Source organism: Flavobacterium panici (assembly GCF_024499525.1).
In the GTDB taxonomy this organism is placed as follows: Bacteria; Bacteroidota; Bacteroidia; order Flavobacteriales; family Flavobacteriaceae; genus Flavobacterium; species Flavobacterium panici.
Map to the genome: position 1 here is coordinate 5,745,983 of NZ_CP100437.1, position 17,021 is coordinate 5,763,003.

The 17,021-nt window shown below is 33.6% G+C and carries 18 protein-coding genes; 8 read left to right on the forward strand and 10 right to left on the reverse strand.

The window, feature by feature from the left end; genetic code table 11:
• Positions 1-35: 35 nt before the first annotated feature.
• From NLJ00_RS24010 to NLJ00_RS24055, 10 genes are all read right to left on the reverse strand, one after another.
• The gene (locus NLJ00_RS24010) at positions 36-431 is read right to left on the reverse strand and encodes a helix-turn-helix domain-containing protein (RefSeq protein ID WP_053473919.1); all 396 of its coding nucleotides are present in this window, start codon (positions 429-431) and stop codon (positions 36-38) included.
• 592 nt (positions 432-1,023) lie between these two features.
• Entirely contained in the window at positions 1,024-1,458 is a 435-nt protein-coding gene (locus tag NLJ00_RS24015; RefSeq protein WP_256635696.1) for a hypothetical protein, read from the reverse strand.
• Positions 1,458-1,907, reverse strand: a complete 450-nt coding sequence (locus NLJ00_RS24020; RefSeq protein WP_053473917.1) for a Panacea domain-containing protein — start codon at positions 1,905-1,907, stop codon at positions 1,458-1,460. The genes NLJ00_RS24015 and NLJ00_RS24020 overlap by 1 nt, the downstream gene beginning before the upstream one ends.
• Positions 1,908-2,295: 388 nt before the next feature.
• Positions 2,296-3,054, reverse strand: coding sequence for an SDR family NAD(P)-dependent oxidoreductase (locus tag NLJ00_RS24025; protein WP_256635697.1), 759 nt, complete (start codon positions 3,052-3,054; stop codon positions 2,296-2,298).
• Between the two features lie 100 nt (positions 3,055-3,154).
• Complete coding sequence (locus NLJ00_RS24030) at positions 3,155-3,745, reverse strand: Crp/Fnr family transcriptional regulator (RefSeq protein ID WP_256635698.1); 591 nt, start codon at positions 3,743-3,745, stop codon at positions 3,155-3,157.
• 189 nt (positions 3,746-3,934) lie between these two features.
• Positions 3,935-4,477, reverse strand: coding sequence for a hypothetical protein (locus tag NLJ00_RS24035; RefSeq protein ID WP_256635699.1), 543 nt, complete (start codon positions 4,475-4,477; stop codon positions 3,935-3,937).
• A gap of 185 nt (positions 4,478-4,662) precedes the next feature.
• Positions 4,663-5,028, reverse strand: a complete 366-nt coding sequence (locus NLJ00_RS24040; RefSeq protein ID WP_256635700.1) for a hypothetical protein — start codon at positions 5,026-5,028, stop codon at positions 4,663-4,665.
• Positions 5,029-5,083: 55 nt separating this feature from the next.
• Positions 5,084-6,160, reverse strand: coding sequence for a cytochrome d ubiquinol oxidase subunit II (cydB, locus tag NLJ00_RS24045; protein ID WP_256635701.1), 1,077 nt, complete (start codon positions 6,158-6,160; stop codon positions 5,084-5,086).
• Positions 6,161-6,162: 2 nt separating this feature from the next.
• Positions 6,163-7,509 carry a cytochrome ubiquinol oxidase subunit I gene (locus NLJ00_RS24050; RefSeq protein WP_256635702.1) on the reverse strand — a complete coding sequence of 449 codons (1,347 nt, stop codon included), beginning with the start codon at positions 7,507-7,509 and terminating at the stop codon, positions 6,163-6,165.
• A gap of 377 nt (positions 7,510-7,886) precedes the next feature.
• The gene (locus NLJ00_RS24055; RefSeq protein WP_256635703.1) at positions 7,887-8,477 is read right to left on the reverse strand and encodes an HD domain-containing protein; all 591 of its coding nucleotides are present in this window, start codon (positions 8,475-8,477) and stop codon (positions 7,887-7,889) included.
• A gap of 232 nt (positions 8,478-8,709) precedes the next feature.
• Between NLJ00_RS24055 and NLJ00_RS24060 the strand changes: the two genes are divergently transcribed.
• The 8 genes from NLJ00_RS24060 to NLJ00_RS24095 all read left to right on the forward strand — a co-directional run bounded on the left by NLJ00_RS24060 (position 8,710) and on the right by NLJ00_RS24095 (position 16,760).
• A complete protein-coding gene (locus NLJ00_RS24060; protein ID WP_256635704.1) occupies positions 8,710-10,128 on the forward strand; it encodes an MBL fold metallo-hydrolase in 1,419 nt (472 codons plus the stop codon).
• A 145-nt stretch (positions 10,129-10,273) separates the two neighbouring features.
• Positions 10,274-10,843 (forward strand): YeeE/YedE family protein, encoded by a 570-nt coding sequence (locus NLJ00_RS24065; protein ID WP_408611595.1) that lies wholly within the window; start codon positions 10,274-10,276, stop codon positions 10,841-10,843.
• 10 nt (positions 10,844-10,853) lie between these two features.
• A complete protein-coding gene (locus NLJ00_RS24070) occupies positions 10,854-11,333 on the forward strand; it encodes a DUF6691 family protein (protein WP_256635705.1) in 480 nt (159 codons plus the stop codon).
• Between the two features lie 447 nt (positions 11,334-11,780).
• Positions 11,781-13,358, forward strand: coding sequence for a glycerol-3-phosphate dehydrogenase/oxidase (locus NLJ00_RS24075; RefSeq protein ID WP_256635706.1), 1,578 nt, complete (start codon positions 11,781-11,783; stop codon positions 13,356-13,358).
• A 227-nt stretch (positions 13,359-13,585) separates the two neighbouring features.
• Positions 13,586-14,047, forward strand: coding sequence for a MarR family winged helix-turn-helix transcriptional regulator (locus NLJ00_RS24080; RefSeq protein WP_256637492.1), 462 nt, complete (start codon positions 13,586-13,588; stop codon positions 14,045-14,047).
• A gap of 4 nt (positions 14,048-14,051) precedes the next feature.
• On the forward strand, positions 14,052-14,684 hold the full coding sequence (locus NLJ00_RS24085; protein ID WP_256635707.1) for an NAD(P)H-dependent oxidoreductase: 633 nt from the start codon (positions 14,052-14,054) through the stop codon (positions 14,682-14,684).
• 29 nt (positions 14,685-14,713) lie between these two features.
• Positions 14,714-15,280 carry a YceI family protein gene (locus tag NLJ00_RS24090; protein WP_073484587.1) on the forward strand — a complete coding sequence of 189 codons (567 nt, stop codon included), beginning with the start codon at positions 14,714-14,716 and terminating at the stop codon, positions 15,278-15,280.
• A gap of 202 nt (positions 15,281-15,482) precedes the next feature.
• A complete protein-coding gene (locus NLJ00_RS24095; protein WP_256635708.1) occupies positions 15,483-16,760 on the forward strand; it encodes a hypothetical protein in 1,278 nt (425 codons plus the stop codon).
• The last annotated feature ends 261 nt before the right edge of the window (positions 16,761-17,021 follow it).

The window sequence follows — 17,021 nt, forward strand, 5'->3', positions numbered from 1 at the left end:
ATTTCTCCCTTCGGTCGAAATGACAATGATAATGGTTATTTTTTCAAAAGCTTTTCTAAGTATTCCACCTTTTCTTTTTCGGCCTGAACTAAACGTTCATAAAGTTCAACCACTTTATCTAAAGGATTAAAAGTAGCATACATGCCTTGATTAAAACTATTTCCCTGACTTGAACTATTATCGTAAAAATTATTAAAAAAATTAAAAACAGATTCTTCTGTAAAATTTTCAATAGCTTCTACTGTCACGCCAAGTGCTTTTGCAATTTGTACCAATTTTTCAAAATCAACAGTTTCGCTGGTTTCAATACTGGAAATAGTCTGCTGGCTTGTGCCAATGGCATCCGCAAGTGCTCCTTGTTTCATTCCACGAAGCTCTCTTATTCGGCTTATGTTACGTCCTATATTTCTGGGTCTGGTTTCTGTGCTCATAATTCAAAGATATTTAAAATTTCCCGAAAAAATTATTGGTTTGGTAAAATACACATTTGTCTTATGTACGATACAATTTCGTGTCTTTTAATCCAAACAAAAATATAATTTTTCTGACAAAAAAAATAATACTAAATAAAAATAGTATCTTTTTTACTTTTAGATAATCTTTGTCAAAGTTTTAAACTTTGACAAAGATGAAACTATTTAATTCAAGTTGCTAGTCTAATAATTCAATAAATAAATTGGCTCTAAAAAAGTTTAATCCCTACGGGATATTTTTTCTGGTAGATTTTATTATTCTACTACCAATATTTAACTCCTAACGGAGTAACAAAAAAAATATCTCGGAGAGATTATATATTGGTAGAAATCAATTTATTCTACCAATATTTAACTCCTAACGGAGTAACAAAAAAATATCTCGGAGAGATTACATATTGGTAGAAATCAATTTATTCTACCAATATTTAACTCCTAACGAGTAACAAAAAAATATCTCGGAGAGATTACATATTGGTAGAAATCAATTTATTCATGTCAATTTTTGTCCCGTAGGGACTACACTTTATTAACTAGGAACTTGAATTATTTAAGCTATTTTCTTCTCGGCAGTTTTAGCTGGTTTTCTATAAAACAAATACCTCAAAACCAAAGTATAAAAAGTAAATATTGAAGTCGTTAAAGTTCCTACAACAAATAAAAATTCGGTTTGCGATAAAATAAAGAATTTATACGATGTTCCAGCTCCGTGCAATAAAATAACAAGAGCAATAAAAATAGCCCATCTTGACGAAAAAATAAAAGCTTTTTTAGCATTTTCCTGTCTCAGCTTTCGTTCCAGACTTTCGTTTGCCTGTTCTATTTCAAATCTTTTAAGTTCAATATATTCAGAATGGCTTTTTGGATCGTAAGGTCTCATTAAATGAGCTTCTTTTTCAGCCTCTTTCGTTACATCTTTTGGAACATTAATAATATCATTTCCTAAAGCACTTTCGGGTAATTTTTCTGCTAAAGTCTTTTCCATTAACTATTCAATTTTTGCTGATAATATTCTTTAATTAAATCATTCCCAATTACAACATCATGCGATCCGTCCCAGGTTTGCCACCACGGACTTCCCTCTTCATGCGTTAATGCCGAAAGCTGCAATCCCGATAAACCTTTGTAATTATCCCAGATTTTTTTCAGGAATTCTTTATCCTCCTCTTTTAATGGAGTTTTTGCAGAAATATTTAACAAAAACGGATCAACAGGATCTTTCCCAAACATTCGTATGGCATAATATAAATCTGGAATAACGGCGCCATATTTCCACGCCTGAATTTCATTATCAAAAAGCGGCTTTCCGGTAATTCCCAAATGCCATCCATCCGAAATATAAGTAAGCTTTAGCAATTTCATTGGGTCAAGTCCTTGCCCTTCTGCTTTTGCCAATTCTATGAAGTACTTCGCTATATCAAAACAATTATACATTTTCTAAAATTTTAATTATTTCTCTTCTAACAAAACTAAGAAAATCCCAACCAAATACAATATTTGTAAAAATTATATTAAAAAATTTTTAACGTGAAGTCTAAAATACATTTAAAAAATAATGAGAAGTTTTTGGGCGTTACCTTCGGCCGGGCTATCCGCTTGTATCTTTTTGTTTTTAAAGAAAAAACAAAAAGGATACCGCTTCTATCCCTAACGCAAACCAGGATAAATAACTTATAGTTTTTCAATAAATTAGCTGGAGATAAACAAATCTATATAAATAAAGGCTTTAGCCAAACTTTACGATTTGGGCTAAAGCCTTCTCAATATCAATAAAAAACCTCCAGCTAAAGCTGGAGGCAATTAATCTTATACTAAAATTTACTTAGCGTTGTCCGCCAGAAACAGCGATAGTTTCGCCAGTAATCCAATATGAATCTTCAGAAGCAAGAAATACAGCAACTTTTGCAATATCCTCAGGTTTCCCTACACGAGCCAGAGGTGTTTCAGACACGTGCCATTTTTCTGCATCTCCGTTCATAACTCCAGAACTATGAGAACCTTCCGTTTCGATCAGTCCGGGATTAATAGAATTGACACGTATTTTCTTTGGTCCAAATTCTTTCGCAAGAATACGCGTCATGGCATCAACAGCATATTTCGTTTGAGTGTAAACCAATGTAGTTGGCATGTCAAGCGTTGAAACAATCGAACCAACATTAATAATAGCACCGCCGTTATCTCCAAATAATTTCGCCGCTTGCTGAATCGTCAATATACTTCCCAAAACATTAATGTTAAACATACGATGAAAAGATTCTTCAGTAATATCATCAATACCTGCAAAACTGTAAACACCGGCATTATTTACCAAAATATCAAGCTTACCAAATGATTTTACAATTTCTTCAAAAATGCGTTTTACATCAGCCGCTTTTTCAACATTACCTTGTATTGCAATTGCTTTTCCGCCATTAGTCGTTATTTCTTCAACAACTCTGTCGGCATCATTCTTATTACTAGCGTAATTGACAACTACTGTTGCGCCCTGATTTGCATATGCTTTAGCGATTCCGGCACCTATACCTTTTGATGCGCCTGTTATTAAGGCTACTTTACCTTTTAATTTTTGTGAATTTTCCATTTTAACTTTATTAATTATACGTTGTTAATTGATAAAGCAAAGTTGGGTATTAAGTGAAGCTGAAAAGTTGAAGTATCTTAGGAAAAAAGGTTGAACTAGTTCAACCTTTTTTCTTTACTTTTTCATTACGTATTTTCGATAAAAACTCTGTAGTCATATTAAGATAAGACGCGAGGGCGTATTGCGGCAGTCTTTGCGCAACTTTTGGAAACTTTTCCAGAAACTCCGTATAACGTTCTTCTGCATTTTGCGTAAGCGTTGCAATAATACGACGCGCAAAAAATGCCGCCGACTTTTCGGCCATTATACGAAATAATGTTTCAAGATTATGAGATAAAGATTTTAGTTTCTGTTCTGCTTCATGATTTATTTGCAGAATCACGCTGTCTTCTAAGGCGACTATAAACATCGTTGCCGGAGTTTGGTATATATAACTATTATAATCCGCTATCCACCAGTCTTCGATAGCAAACTGAATTGTATGCTCGTTTCCTTTTTCATCTACAACATAAGCGCGAAAAGCTCCTTCGAGCACATAAGTCCTCTGTTTATTTACAAATTCCGGTTGTACAATAAACTGCCTTTTCTTTATTTTTCGCACTTTAAACTCAGACAATAAAGCATCCATTTCGTCTGGCAACAAAACGACTTTCTGATTAATATTTTCAATAAATGATGTCAGGTCTTCCATGAAGTTTAAGTTACGATTTAGAATAGATGTAAGTAGTTTTATTAATTGCCTCCAGCTTAAACTGGATATAAACAAATCTATATAAATAAAAGGCTTTAGCCAAACTTTACGATTTTGACTAAAGCCTTTTCTGAGTATCAATAAAAAAACCTCCAGTTAAAACTGGAGACAATTGATTTCATATCAATATTAAATTTCTAAATTTTTATCAATAACCCAAGGAATATAGGTTTCAAATTCGATCTGAATCAATCCATCTTTATTTTTAAAAAACGTAAGGCTGTCTTGCTCGCAAAAACCTATTGAAAAATTATTATCAATATGAGTTAGCTCAATTTGAAAACTTCCATTTTCAATATCTTTTTTGCAATCTTTACCATTAATAATTTTGCCTTTAAAATGAAACCATCCTGCTATATGATGAAATCCATTTGGTAAAATTTGATATGATAAAATTTCAACTTCTTTATTATAGTCAACTCCTAGATTTAAAAACAAGGTTTTAACTTCTTCAGGAAAAACATTTTCACGATTTTGAATGTAATTTTTGCAATCACTACATAGGCATGATTCAGCTCCACCTGCAATAATATTGGAATAATTCCCAATTGTTAAAGCTTTATCAACTCCAAATTTCCAATTTTTAAACTTTACAATTTCCATACTATTTTCAATTGCCTCCAGCTTTAGCTGGAGGTAAACAAATCTAAATAAATAAAAGGCTTTAGCCAAACTTTACGATTTTGGCTAAAGCCTTTTCTGAGTATCAATAAAAAAACCTCCAGTTAAAACTGGAGGCAATTAAATTATATAAAAACAATTATCTAATTTTCTTCAGATCCTATAAGCTTAAATTCTAAATTTCCAGAATCATTTAATTTATAATTATAAATACTTTTTCCTTGAACATGTCCATCTCAATATTCTGCAATTAAGAATTTATTTCCTAAGAGGTTAATTTTTCCAAAAGACATATTTCCTCCTAAAGCCGGTTGTAACGGAATTAGTTCTGTTTTTTTCTCTAATTCATCAACTATAAATTTTTCTGGATCAGCAATGCCTTTCTTTTTAAATTCAGCATTATCATACTCAGGATCATACCAATAATTTTTATCTTGTAAAATAACAATTGCTTCCTCTGCAATTTCTAGTTTTCGACTTAAAGAATCATTTTTTTTCTGCAATAATGCATTTTGTTTTTCAAGTAAATTTCCATTTTGTTTTTCGCAACTTATCAATAAAGCACAAGTTAAAGTCAACGCTGTCAGAGCTAGATTTTTCATTTTAAAAGAGATAGAATAATTCGTGAAAATTTGTGCAATTCGTGGCTAAAAAAAATCAATGTTCCCCATACCCAACATCATCCATTTTCCCGCTAAAAACGCGATACTGAATAATAAAATAAATTATCACAAGAAACAAAGCCACAAAAAACCAGCTCATTCCGGCGTTTAATCCGTATTCTCCGGCGGCAGTATTATAAATCGTTAACGACGGATTTACTTTATTTGTTGAAGGCAGAACATTCGGAAAAATCGAAACTGCTGTCGAAGCAAATCCACCAACTAAAAAGAAAGTAGAAAACATAAATCCGTAACCGTCTTTTTGAAACGAACGCACTTTGAATAATCCCAGAATTCCAACAAAAGTCAAAAGCGGGAAAAACCAAAGAATAGGATTTTCAACGAAATTATGAAACGGTTTTGGTTCAATAAAATGCCAAACCTGCAATGAAATACAAACTAAAACCAACAGAACAATATTCAATGCAAAAACAACTTTTTTAAGCTTCGGGTTTAGAGATGAATTCGTTTTATAAATAATCCAGTTCGCACCGTGAATTGTTAAAGCAACAGTACTCACAATTCCAAGGAAAAGCGTAAACCAGTCAATAATTCCCAATTCATTTGCCTGCGGACTAAAAGTTGGATTCCACAAAGGAAGAAAGAAATAATGTGCTTCTTGAGTAGAAACTCCATTTTGCACCATTCCGAGATTGACGCCGCGAACAATATTTCCCAAAGCAATTCCAAAAAACAACGCTAAAAGTAAACTCGCAATCCCGAAAGCTTTATCCCAAATGGTTTCCCACATGGCGTTATGAATCTGTCCGCGCATTTCCAATCCGATAGCACGGAAAATCAAAAGCCACAAAATCATAATCAAAGGCAAATAAAATCCGCTGAAAGAAGAAGCGTATAAAGTTGGAAAAGCAAAAAACAAAACCCCTCCGGCCGCAATCAGCCAAACTTCGTTAGCGTCCCAAAACGGCCCAATTGCACTCGTAATTGCTTTTTTATCTTTTTCTGTATCGGCAAAAAATAAATGAATAATTCCTGCCCCAAAATCATAACCGTCTAAAACCAGATAAACAGCCAGAATTCCCATTAAAACTACGTACCAAAAAAATTCCATACTTATATTTTTTCTGTTGAAAGTTCCACATGGTGCGGCCCTTTATTGATAATTTTTCCAATCAAAAGTAAAAACAACATTCCCAGTAAAAGGTATAAACCAATAAATCCAAGTAATGTAAACAAGGTATTCCCTGATGAAACCGTTGGTGAAGCTCCGGCGGCCGTTCGCAGTAAATTATAAACCAGCCAGGGCTGTCTTCCTAATTCGGCCGTGTACCAGCCTGTTGTATTTGCGATATACGGAAACGGCATCATAAACATAAGCGACCATAAAATCCATTTGGTTTCAAATAATTTCCCTCTTATTAATTGAAAAAGTGAAAGCACCATTAACCCAATAAAAACCGTTCCGAGTCCCACCATAATATGATAGGCATAATACAATCCCGAAATATTGGTTGGGTGTAAATCTTCTTCAAACTGATCTAAACCTTTAATTTCCTGATCCCAGTTTCCGTAAGTCAGGAAACTCAAAATATTAGGAACGGCAATTTTATTATCGAGTTTTTTGTCTTTTACATCGGGCTGACCAATTAAAACAATTTCAGAGCCTCTTTCTTCGGTATGGAAAATTCCTTCCATTCCGGCGAAAGTTACAGGTTGATATTTCACAACATTTTTGGCCAGTAAATCTCCCGTTGGTACTGCCACAATAACACTAGAAATCAATCCGAAGATAACTCCCGTTTTTAGGAACAATTTTCCAAAAGAAACATTCTTCTGACTTAAAATATAGAAAGCGCCAATTCCGGCCACAACAAACGAACTTGTTACTAAAGATGCAGCCTGATTGTGCAAATAAGAAGGCCAAAGCCACGGATTTAAAAATAAAGCCTGAAAATTATTCAGAACAAATTTTCCGTTTTCGAGAATTTCATAACCCACCGGATTCTGCATCCACGAATGTGTTGCAATAATTAAAAATCCGCTGGCCCAGGAACCAATCATGATTAATAATCCGGTTACAAAATGCCATTTATGTCCGAGGAGTTTTTCTCCAAATAAAAATATTCCAAGAAAAGAAGATTCGAGAAAGAAGGAAAACATTCCTTCCATTGCAAGCGTTTGCCCAATGATTCCGCCTGTTAATTCGGAGAATTTTGCCCAGTTCGTCCCAAATTGAAATTCCATTGGAATTCCGGTTACAACGCCCATTGCAAAATTGAGAGCGAAGATTTTCATCCAAAAATGAGTGGCGTGATTGTATTGTTCGTCGTTAGTTTTTAAGTATTTCCATTTGAAGTAAACAATAATGAGCGAAAGACCCATTGTAAGTTGTGGAAAAAGATAATGAAAAGTAATGGTGAACGCGAATTGCATTCGATCATAAAAGAGCATTTCTTCCATAAAGTGGTATTGTTTTATGAGGTTTCACAAATTTAACCATTACTACCCGAATTATGCCTCTTTAAAAAAAGTTTATCGCTTGATATTTGTTAAACTTTTCAACAATTTAAAAGTATAAATGACACTTAATATTTGAAGCCAAAGTTTGTCATTTCGACCGAAGGGAGAAATCGCACTTGAAACTCCACAAACAAAATCGCCAATCTTTGTAGATCATCGTGTGCGATTTCTCCCTTCGGTCGAAATGACAAGATTATGTATAGCTATACGCATTTAAACATAGCCCGCGGTTTCAACCGTGGGAACACGATGCATATTCCCATACGTTTCCTGCGGTTAAAACCGCAGGCTATATTTAATTACGCGGATTAATTTGATTATTTTTTTAAAATTCCTTTTTCTACACTTTCGTTTATCAAACCTTCGGCATAATTCCATAAAGATGTTGAACCATTTTTTATAACGCTCTTTTTCTCGTAAACTTTATTATACTTTACGTCAAACTCTTTCCATGTTCCGCCGTTGTTAGAAGTATTTTGCAGTAAAGGTTCTAATCTGTCCATAGATCTTGCAAATTTGGCTTCGTTGGTTTCTCCGGCTTCAAATTCTTCCCAAATAGTTATAAAGTCTTCAGCTTGTTTTTTAGGCAGTAAACCAAAAATACGATTCGCGGCTAATCGTTCTTCATCTGTATTATCATGATTTTTCAGCGTATCATACATAAAAACATCTCCGGCATCTATTTCTACAATATCATGAATCAAAACCATTTTTACCACTTTTAAAACATCGATGGGTTGATTGGAGTGTTCTGCCAAAACAATAGCCATTAAAGCCAAATGCCAGCTGTGTTCGGCATCATTTTCACATCGGTCGCTGTTAAACAGCTTCGTTTTACGCTGGATATATTTTACTTTATCAATTTCTTTTATAAAGGCAATTTGATCTAATAAGTCTGCTGTATTCATATCAATAATTTTCATTAGTTGTAAAATTACGTAGATTTTTTTTTGCACCATATAAGTTATATAAGTTCATTTTAGCAAAACGAAAATTACGCGGCACCTTAAATTTGCTTATATCACTTATATGGTTAAATTTCTTCTTTTTACACAAAAATCAAATTTCTGTAACATTAGTCACCTATTTTAAAAGAAAACAGAGTTATCTTTGTATTCCCAATATTTTTCAATTCATATCATGAAAATAGAACAAATTTACACCGGATGCCTCGCACAAGGTGCATACTATATAACTTCAAACGGAGAAGCAGCTATTATTGATCCGTTAAGAGAAATCCAGCCTTATTTAGATCGTTTAGAACGCGACAATGTTAAACTGAAATACATTTTTGAAACGCATTTTCACGCTGATTTCGTTTCGGGACATATTGATTTAAGCAAGGAAACAGAAGCTCCAATTGTTTACGGACCAAATGCTGTCTGCGAATTTGACTGTATTTCTGCAAAAGACGGACAGGAATTTAAACTTGGAAATGTGACCATAAAAGCATTGCATACTCCGGGTCATACCATGGAAAGCACTACTTATTTATTGATTGACCAGGACGGAAAAGATTATGCGATTTTTTCTGGTGACACTTTATTCATAGGCGATGTTGGTCGTCCGGATTTGGCTCAAAAAGCAGCAGGAATGACTCAGGATCAATTAGCCGGGATTTTATTTCATTCTTTAAGAGATAAAATTATGACGCTGAATGATGACGTAATCGTTTATCCTGCGCACGGTGCCGGAAGTGCCTGCGGAAAAAACATGAGCAAAGAAACAGTTTCAACTATTGGAAATCAAAAAGCTACGAATTATGCTTTGCGTTCGGATATGACGGAAGCTGAATTTATTGAAGAAGTAACAGACGGGTTATTACCTCCACCAGCTTATTTCAGCATGAACGTTGCCATGAACAAACAAGGTTACGAAAGTTTTGAAACGGTTTTACATAACGGAATGAAAGCAATTGATGCAAAAGATTTTGAGGCTGTCGCCGAAGAAACTGGAGCCTTGATTTTAGATACCCGAAAAAGCGGCGATTTTGCCAAAGGATTTATTCCGCAGTCTATTAATATTGGAATCAACGGAGATTTTGCTCCGTGGGTTGGAACTTTAGTGGGCGATGTAAAACAACCTATTATATTAGTAACCGAATTAGGTCTTGAAGAAGAAACCGTTACACGCTTAAGCCGTGTTGGTTTTGATTCAATTATCGGACATTTAGAAGGCGGTTTTGAAGCTTGGGAAAAAGCCGGTTTTGAAATTGATACCGTTAACCGAATTTCTGCAGAACAATTTGCAACTCAATTTAATATCAAAGAAGATAAAGTTATTGACGTTCGTAAAGAAACGGAATACGAAGCAGAACATATTGAAGATGCGTACAGCAAACCTCTTGCTTATATTAATGACTGGGTAAAAGACATTAATCCAAATGAACATTTTTATTTACATTGCGCAGGTGGTTACCGCAGTATGATTGCAGCTTCGATTTTGCAGGCTCGCGGTTTCAGAAATTTTAGCGAAATTGACGGCGGTTTTGGAGCCATCGCAAAAACTGAAATCCCAAAATCAGATTTCGTTTGTCAGAGTAAGGTTTTAAAAGCATAAATAAAAGTTTTACCATTAAGATATTAAGTTAATTAAGTTTTTGAGCTTAATGAAACTTTTCAAAGAAGGTTAGGAAAAATTAAGCATTCCAACTTAATTAACTTAATATCTTAATGGTAAAAAAACAAAACACTTAATTTTAATTATGAGTATATTAGAAATTATTCAAGAACCTTGGCCTTGGTACGTTGCGGGCCCGTTGATTGGTCTGACTGTTCCTATTTTATTGATTATCGGAAATAAATCTTTCGGGATTAGTTCTTCCCTTCGTCATATTTGCGCGGCTTGTATTCCGGCAAATATTTCGTTTTTTAAATACGACTGGAAAAAAGAAAGCTGGAATTTATTCTTTGTTTTGGGAATATTTCTTGGCGGTGTTATTGCGACTTACTTTCTTTCAAACCCAAATGACGTTCAAATTACTCCAGAACTTTCACAGCAATTATCATCTTACGGAATCACAGATCATTCTGGTTTGGTTCCTTCGCAGTTATTTTCATGGGAAAGTTTATTAACGCTTCGCGGATTCATTATGATTGTTGTGGGTGGATTTTTAGTTGGTTTCGGAACACGTTATGCTGGCGGATGCACGAGCGGACACGCTATTATGGGATTATCAAATTTACAATGGCCTTCATTAGTAGCTACAATCTGTTTTATGATTGGTGGTTTTGTAATGTCACTTTTGATTTTACCTTATATTCTTTCACTTTAAAATTTCAAAAATGAGCAATTTAGAAAATAAAAATATTGACGGAGAAGGAATAAACGCAAGTCATAAAAAAGAATCAGGATTTTCAAATCTTAAATATTTAATTGTTGGAATCTTTTTCGGGATTGTATTTGTAAAGGCTGAAATCATCAGCTGGTTTCGCATTCAGGAAATGTTCCACTTACAGTCATTCTTTATGTATGGTGTAATTGGGAGCGCAGTTGCTGTTGGCGTTATCTCGGTTTTCATCATAAAAAAATTCAATATTAAAACGCTTCAAGGCGAGAAAATAGAAATTCAGCCAAAGACTTTCAATAAAGGACAAATCTATGGCGGATTGTTATTTGGTTTTGGATGGGCAATTACCGGAGCTTGTCCGGGGCCGCTTTTCGCTCAAATTGGAACTGGCGCAACTGTGATTTTTGTTACTTTATTAAGTGCCATTGCAGGAACCTGGTTTTATGGTTTGATAAAAGACAAACTTCCTCATTAAAATTTGTTTAAAGTTTCAAGTTGCTTAACGAAACTTAAAAGAAATAAGCCCTATTCATTCCGTAGGAATGTCTGGTTGGTAGAATTAAATTTGAGTTGCGTTATACGTTCCGTAGGAACGTTTGATTAACGAGCCAAGCGTTTATTCTGTTGAAACAAGTGTCCCCTACAGGACACAATGCAAAACAATTCTATTTTTTTTCTACCGACGAAATATTCCTAACGGAATATTAAAAATTGTCTTTAGATTAACTTAAACGAAAATATAATCTACGTCAAACCCGACAGGTTTTAAAAACCTGTCGGGTTTATTTTTAAAGCCTAGTAAATCAACTTGAAACCTGAAACTTGAAACAAATTTTAACAACTAAGATATTTCTTCATCTAAATCTAATTTCGTTTCGTTAAGTTTGCTTTAAACAATAAATCCCAAAATAGAACCTAATTTATGAACCGTTCAGAACAGCTATTGATATTAAAGAACACTGAAAAATGGGATGTAATTGTAATTGGAGGCGGTGCCAGCGGTTTAGGAACTGCTCTTGATGCCGCAAGCAGAGGATACAAAACAATTTTACTTGAAGCGGTTGATTTTGCAAAAGGAACTTCGAGCAGAAGTACTAAACTGATTCATGGCGGCGTGCGTTATCTGGAACAGGGAAATATTCACTTGGTGATTGAAGCGCTGAAAGAAAGAGGTTTAATAGCTAAAAATGCGGGTCACTTAGTAAAAAACCAATCTTTTGTGATTCCGAATTACAATTGGTGGAGCACTTTCATTTATACTATTGGATTAACTGTTTATGATTTATTGGCGGGACGATTAAGTTTAGGACGTTCAAAATATATTTCTAGGAAAAAAACAATCGAAATGCTTCCTAACGTAGAAGAAGCTGGTTTGCTAAATGGTGTTATTTATCATGACGGACAATTTGATGATTCACGTTTAGCCATTAATATCGCTCAAACTGCTGTAGAAAAAGGAGCTTGCATTTTAAACTATACAAAAGTTGTAAATTTAATTAAAGACGTTAAAAATCAGGTTATTGGTGTTGAAGTAGAAGATCAGGAAACTGGAGATAAATACAACTTAAAAGGCGCTGCAATTATAAATGCTACCGGAGTATTTACAAATGCCATAATGAAACTAAACGATACTGTTTATAAAAAATATATCGTTCCCAGTCAGGGAATTCATCTTGTGTTTGATAAATCTTTTTTACCCGGAGATCATGCTTTGATGATTCCAAAAACAAGTGACGGACGAGTTTTATTTGCTGTGCCCTGGCATAACCGAATTGTAGTAGGCACAACAGATACTTTAATTAAAAAACAAAGTTTAGAACCTGTTGCTTTAGAAAGCGAAATCAAATTTGTGCTAGAAACAGCCCAACACTTTTTAGCAAAAAAACCTACCAGAGCAGATGTTTTATCTGTTTTTGCAGGTTTACGTCCTTTGGCAGCGCCCGAAGAAGAAGGCAAAAAAACCAAGGAAGTTTCCCGAAGCCATAAAATTATTGTATCCGAAACGGGTTTAATAACGATTACGGGAGGAAAATGGACAACGTACAGAAAAATCGCTGAGGATATTATAAACAAAGCAATTACTATTGGTAAACTGCCTAAAAAATCATGTGTTACAGAACACCTTCCCATTCATGGAAATAAAACTACGACGACTTTAGACAGAGAAAATCATTTGTATATCTATGGTTCTGATATTCCTAGCATAATCGAATTACAACAAAACAATCCTGAATTAAAGGAAAAAGTACATCCTGATCACGAATTTACTATGGCAGAAGTGCTTTGGGCGATTCGATATGAAATGGCAAGAACTGTAGATGATATTTTAGCGAGACGTGTTCGTTTATTGTTTTTAGATGCAAGAGCAGCGATTCAATCTTCAGAAAAAGTAGCAAAACTTCTTGCTAAAGAATTTGGACATGACGAAAACTGGATAAATAACGAAGTTTTAAATTTCAAAAAAACTACAAAGGGCTTTCTTTTGTCCGAATTTCAATAAGTCTTTTCAAAGTTTGACAACTTTGATAGAATTTATACCGACAATTTTAATTTTTAGTTAAATATTTAAAAATCAACATTTTAAAACTAAAAAATAAACTATTTTTATTCTAACTTTTTTCATTCAAAATTGATGTCATTTTGAATTAACAAAAAATTAACATGACATTTGTATATACAACTATTAAAACTTCTACATTTGTATATACAAATTATACACTTACGACTATGACAATTGAAGAGGTTATTAAAAGTACAGTTAAGATGGATAATGCGAAAAAAGTTATTCTGAATATCATGTACACACAAAATGTGATTCAGGATCATTTCAGCGAGTTGATGAAACCGTATGATTTATCTGGAGAGCAATATAATGTATTGCGTATATTAAGAGGACAAAAAGGAAAACCTGCTAATATGTGTGTGATACAGGAACGTATGCTGGCTAAAACAAGTAATACAACCCGATTAGTAGATAAATTATTGCTGAAAGATTTAGTAACAAGAAATGTCTGTCCGGGAAACCGACGCAAAATTGAGGTTTTGATTACACAGAAAGGATTAGATATTTTAAAAGAATTAGACCCAAAGGTAGATGAGCACGAGCGTTTGTTTGCCAAGAATATAAGCCCAGAAGAATTAGAATTATTAAACACATTATTAGAAAAATACCGAACCCAACAAAATTAAAATTATGAGTACACTATTAGATAATTTAAACTGGAGATATGCAACTAAAAAATATGATGCATCTAAAAAAGTTTCTTCAGCAGATTTAAATACTATTAAAGAAGCCGTTAGATTAAGTGCTTCTTCATACGGACTACAGCCTTACAGAGTTGTTATTGTAGAAAATCCGGAAATTAGAGAACAATTAAAAGCTGCTGCTTACGGACAAACACAGCTTACAGATGCATCGCAAATATTTGTATTTGCAAATGATGTAAATCTTGGAGCACATTCTGTAGACAGTTATATAAACAATATCAGCGAAACAAGAGGTATTCCTGCTGATGCATTGGCTGGATTTGGCGATATGATGAAAGGTACAGTGGCAAACTTATCTGACGATGCTAAAAATACATGGACAGCAAAACAAACTTATATTGCTTTAGGAACTTTATTAGCTGCAGCTTCAGAACTAAAAATTGATGCTACTCCAATGGAAGGTTTTAATGCGGCAGAATTCAACAAAATCTTAGGTTTTGACAAACTTGGCCTAAGTGCTACAGTAATTGCTGCTGTAGGTTACAGACATGATGAGGATGATACTCAGCATTTCAAAAAAGTTAGAAAATCTCACGAGGAATTATTTATCACTATATAATTATTATTAATCAAATTCAATTTTACAACATGAAAAATTTAAAGACAATTGCAATTGCATTATTCGTAGCAGCAGCTGGTATCTCAGTAAACGCACAAACTAAAAAAATCGACGTAAAAGCGTCTACTATCAAATGGGTAGGTAAAAAAGTAACTGGAGAGCACTCTGGAACAGTAAACTTTAAAGAAGGTGCTGTAGTTTTCAAAGGAAAAAAATTAGTTGGAGGAAGCTTTACAGTTGATATGACTTCATTAACTTCTACAGATTTAACTGGAGAATACCAAGGTAAATTAAACGGTCACTTAAAAGCTGACGATTTCTTTGGAACTGAAAAATTCCCAACTTCAAAATTAGTTTTCAAAACTATTGGTGCTAAATCTGCTGACGTTTACACAGTAACTGCTGATTTAACTATTAAAGGAATTACTAAACCAGTAACTTTTGATATCACTGTAAGCGGAAACACTGCTACAACTGCATTTAAAGTTGACAGAACTAAATATGATATTAAATACGGTTCTGGAAGTTTCTTCGAAGGTTTAGGAGACAAAACTATCAGCGATGATTTCGAATTAACAGTAGCTTTAAAATTCTAATTTTAGGCTTACCTAATTCATATATAAGAAAAACCCCAATAGTTGATTCTATTGGGGTTTTTCTTTTTTATTTCTTTTCAAAAGCATAACATTCTTAACCATAAAATAACACTTTCATAATAACTATCCCCGTATTGATTAACATTCGGGGTCTAATTTTGAGGAAATTAAAAATCCAAAACTAGAAATTAAAATTATAGTTATGAAAACAAAAATACGTGTTATAATAATTACACTTCTAAGCACTTTTTTACTTCAAGCTCAACAACAAACAAAAGGAATAATTGGTACTAATAACTGGATGAACAATTGGACCAATTTTAATCCGGCAAAAATGGAATATAGCGAAGCGACCAACATAATTGCAGGAACAATTGATAAAGATACCAGATTAGTAAAACGAAATACATATCAATTAGTAGGGATTGTTTACGTGACAAACAATGCAACTTTAACTATCGAACCCGGAACTGTAATACGAGGCGATGATAAAACCTGTGGAACTCTTGTTATTTCAAATGGTGCAAAAATTGTGGCCGAAGGTCTAGAAACAGATCCAATCATTTTTACTTCAAACAAAGAAATTGCAGACAGACGTCCGGGTGACTGGGGCGGAATTATCATTTTAGGAAAAGCGCCAATTAATTTTCTTGGCGGGCTTCACACACTTCCTTTTACTTTAGATCCAATAATAAATCATTATGGAGGTCAGGATGCCGAAGATAATTCAGGTATTTTAAAATATGTCAGAATAGAATTTGCTGGTAGAAAATTGAGTTCAGAAAAAGAACTTAACGGACTTTCACTGGCTGGAATTGGAAGAAAAACAATTTTAAGCAATATTCAGATCAGTTTTTCAAACGATGATTCTTTTGAATGTTATGGCGGAGATTTAAATATGAACAACTTAATTTCATATAGAACTACTGATGATGATTTCGATTTTACGCAAGGCGCACAAATCAGCATCAGCAACAGTATTGCTATTCGTCATCCTTTTTCATCAGATATCTCTGGTTCAAGATGTTTTGAAGTCGATTCGTACGACAAGATTCAAAATACGGATATGAGTAAAAAAATGACAAAAATCACTGCAACTAATATCACTTTAGTTAATCTTGAAGAAAACAACCAAGGTTTGGTTAGAGAATCTGTTCATATTAGAGAAAATACTTTTTTTAGTTTAACCAACAGTATTGTTTCTGGTTTTTCTCCTTTTGTTTTATTAGAAAGCAATATTGGAGATGGAAATGAAAACTTATCAAAAATGAGTTTCAAAAACATAATTGTAAACAATTGCAACGGCGGAATTACAAGTGAATCATCTAGTTCTGATTCCGCAATTCAAAATTATTATAACCCAAATTCCGGGATAGAATACTCAAAATGGAAGAATAGTGAGTTGTTTACAATGCCAAATATCAAAGGAAATCCAGATTTTAGAGCAAATGTAAACAATACGATTGCGATTGGAAATTAAGGCCTTAAGCAGGTTTTAGAATTTAAAATTTAACAAATTTCGAAAATTAGAAAAGTTTTTTTTGAAATTTTATGTATTCTAATTCAAATTACATTTATATCTTTGTCACATCAAAATAAAGAAATGAAAACATTAATGAACAATACTTGGTGGTGGAACAATTTACGTCAAACGTCGTGAACTAAGCTTCCTATGGTATTTTCAAAACTATAAACAAAAAGGGCTTGTCATCACGACAAGCCCTTTTTTTTGGTCGAAACT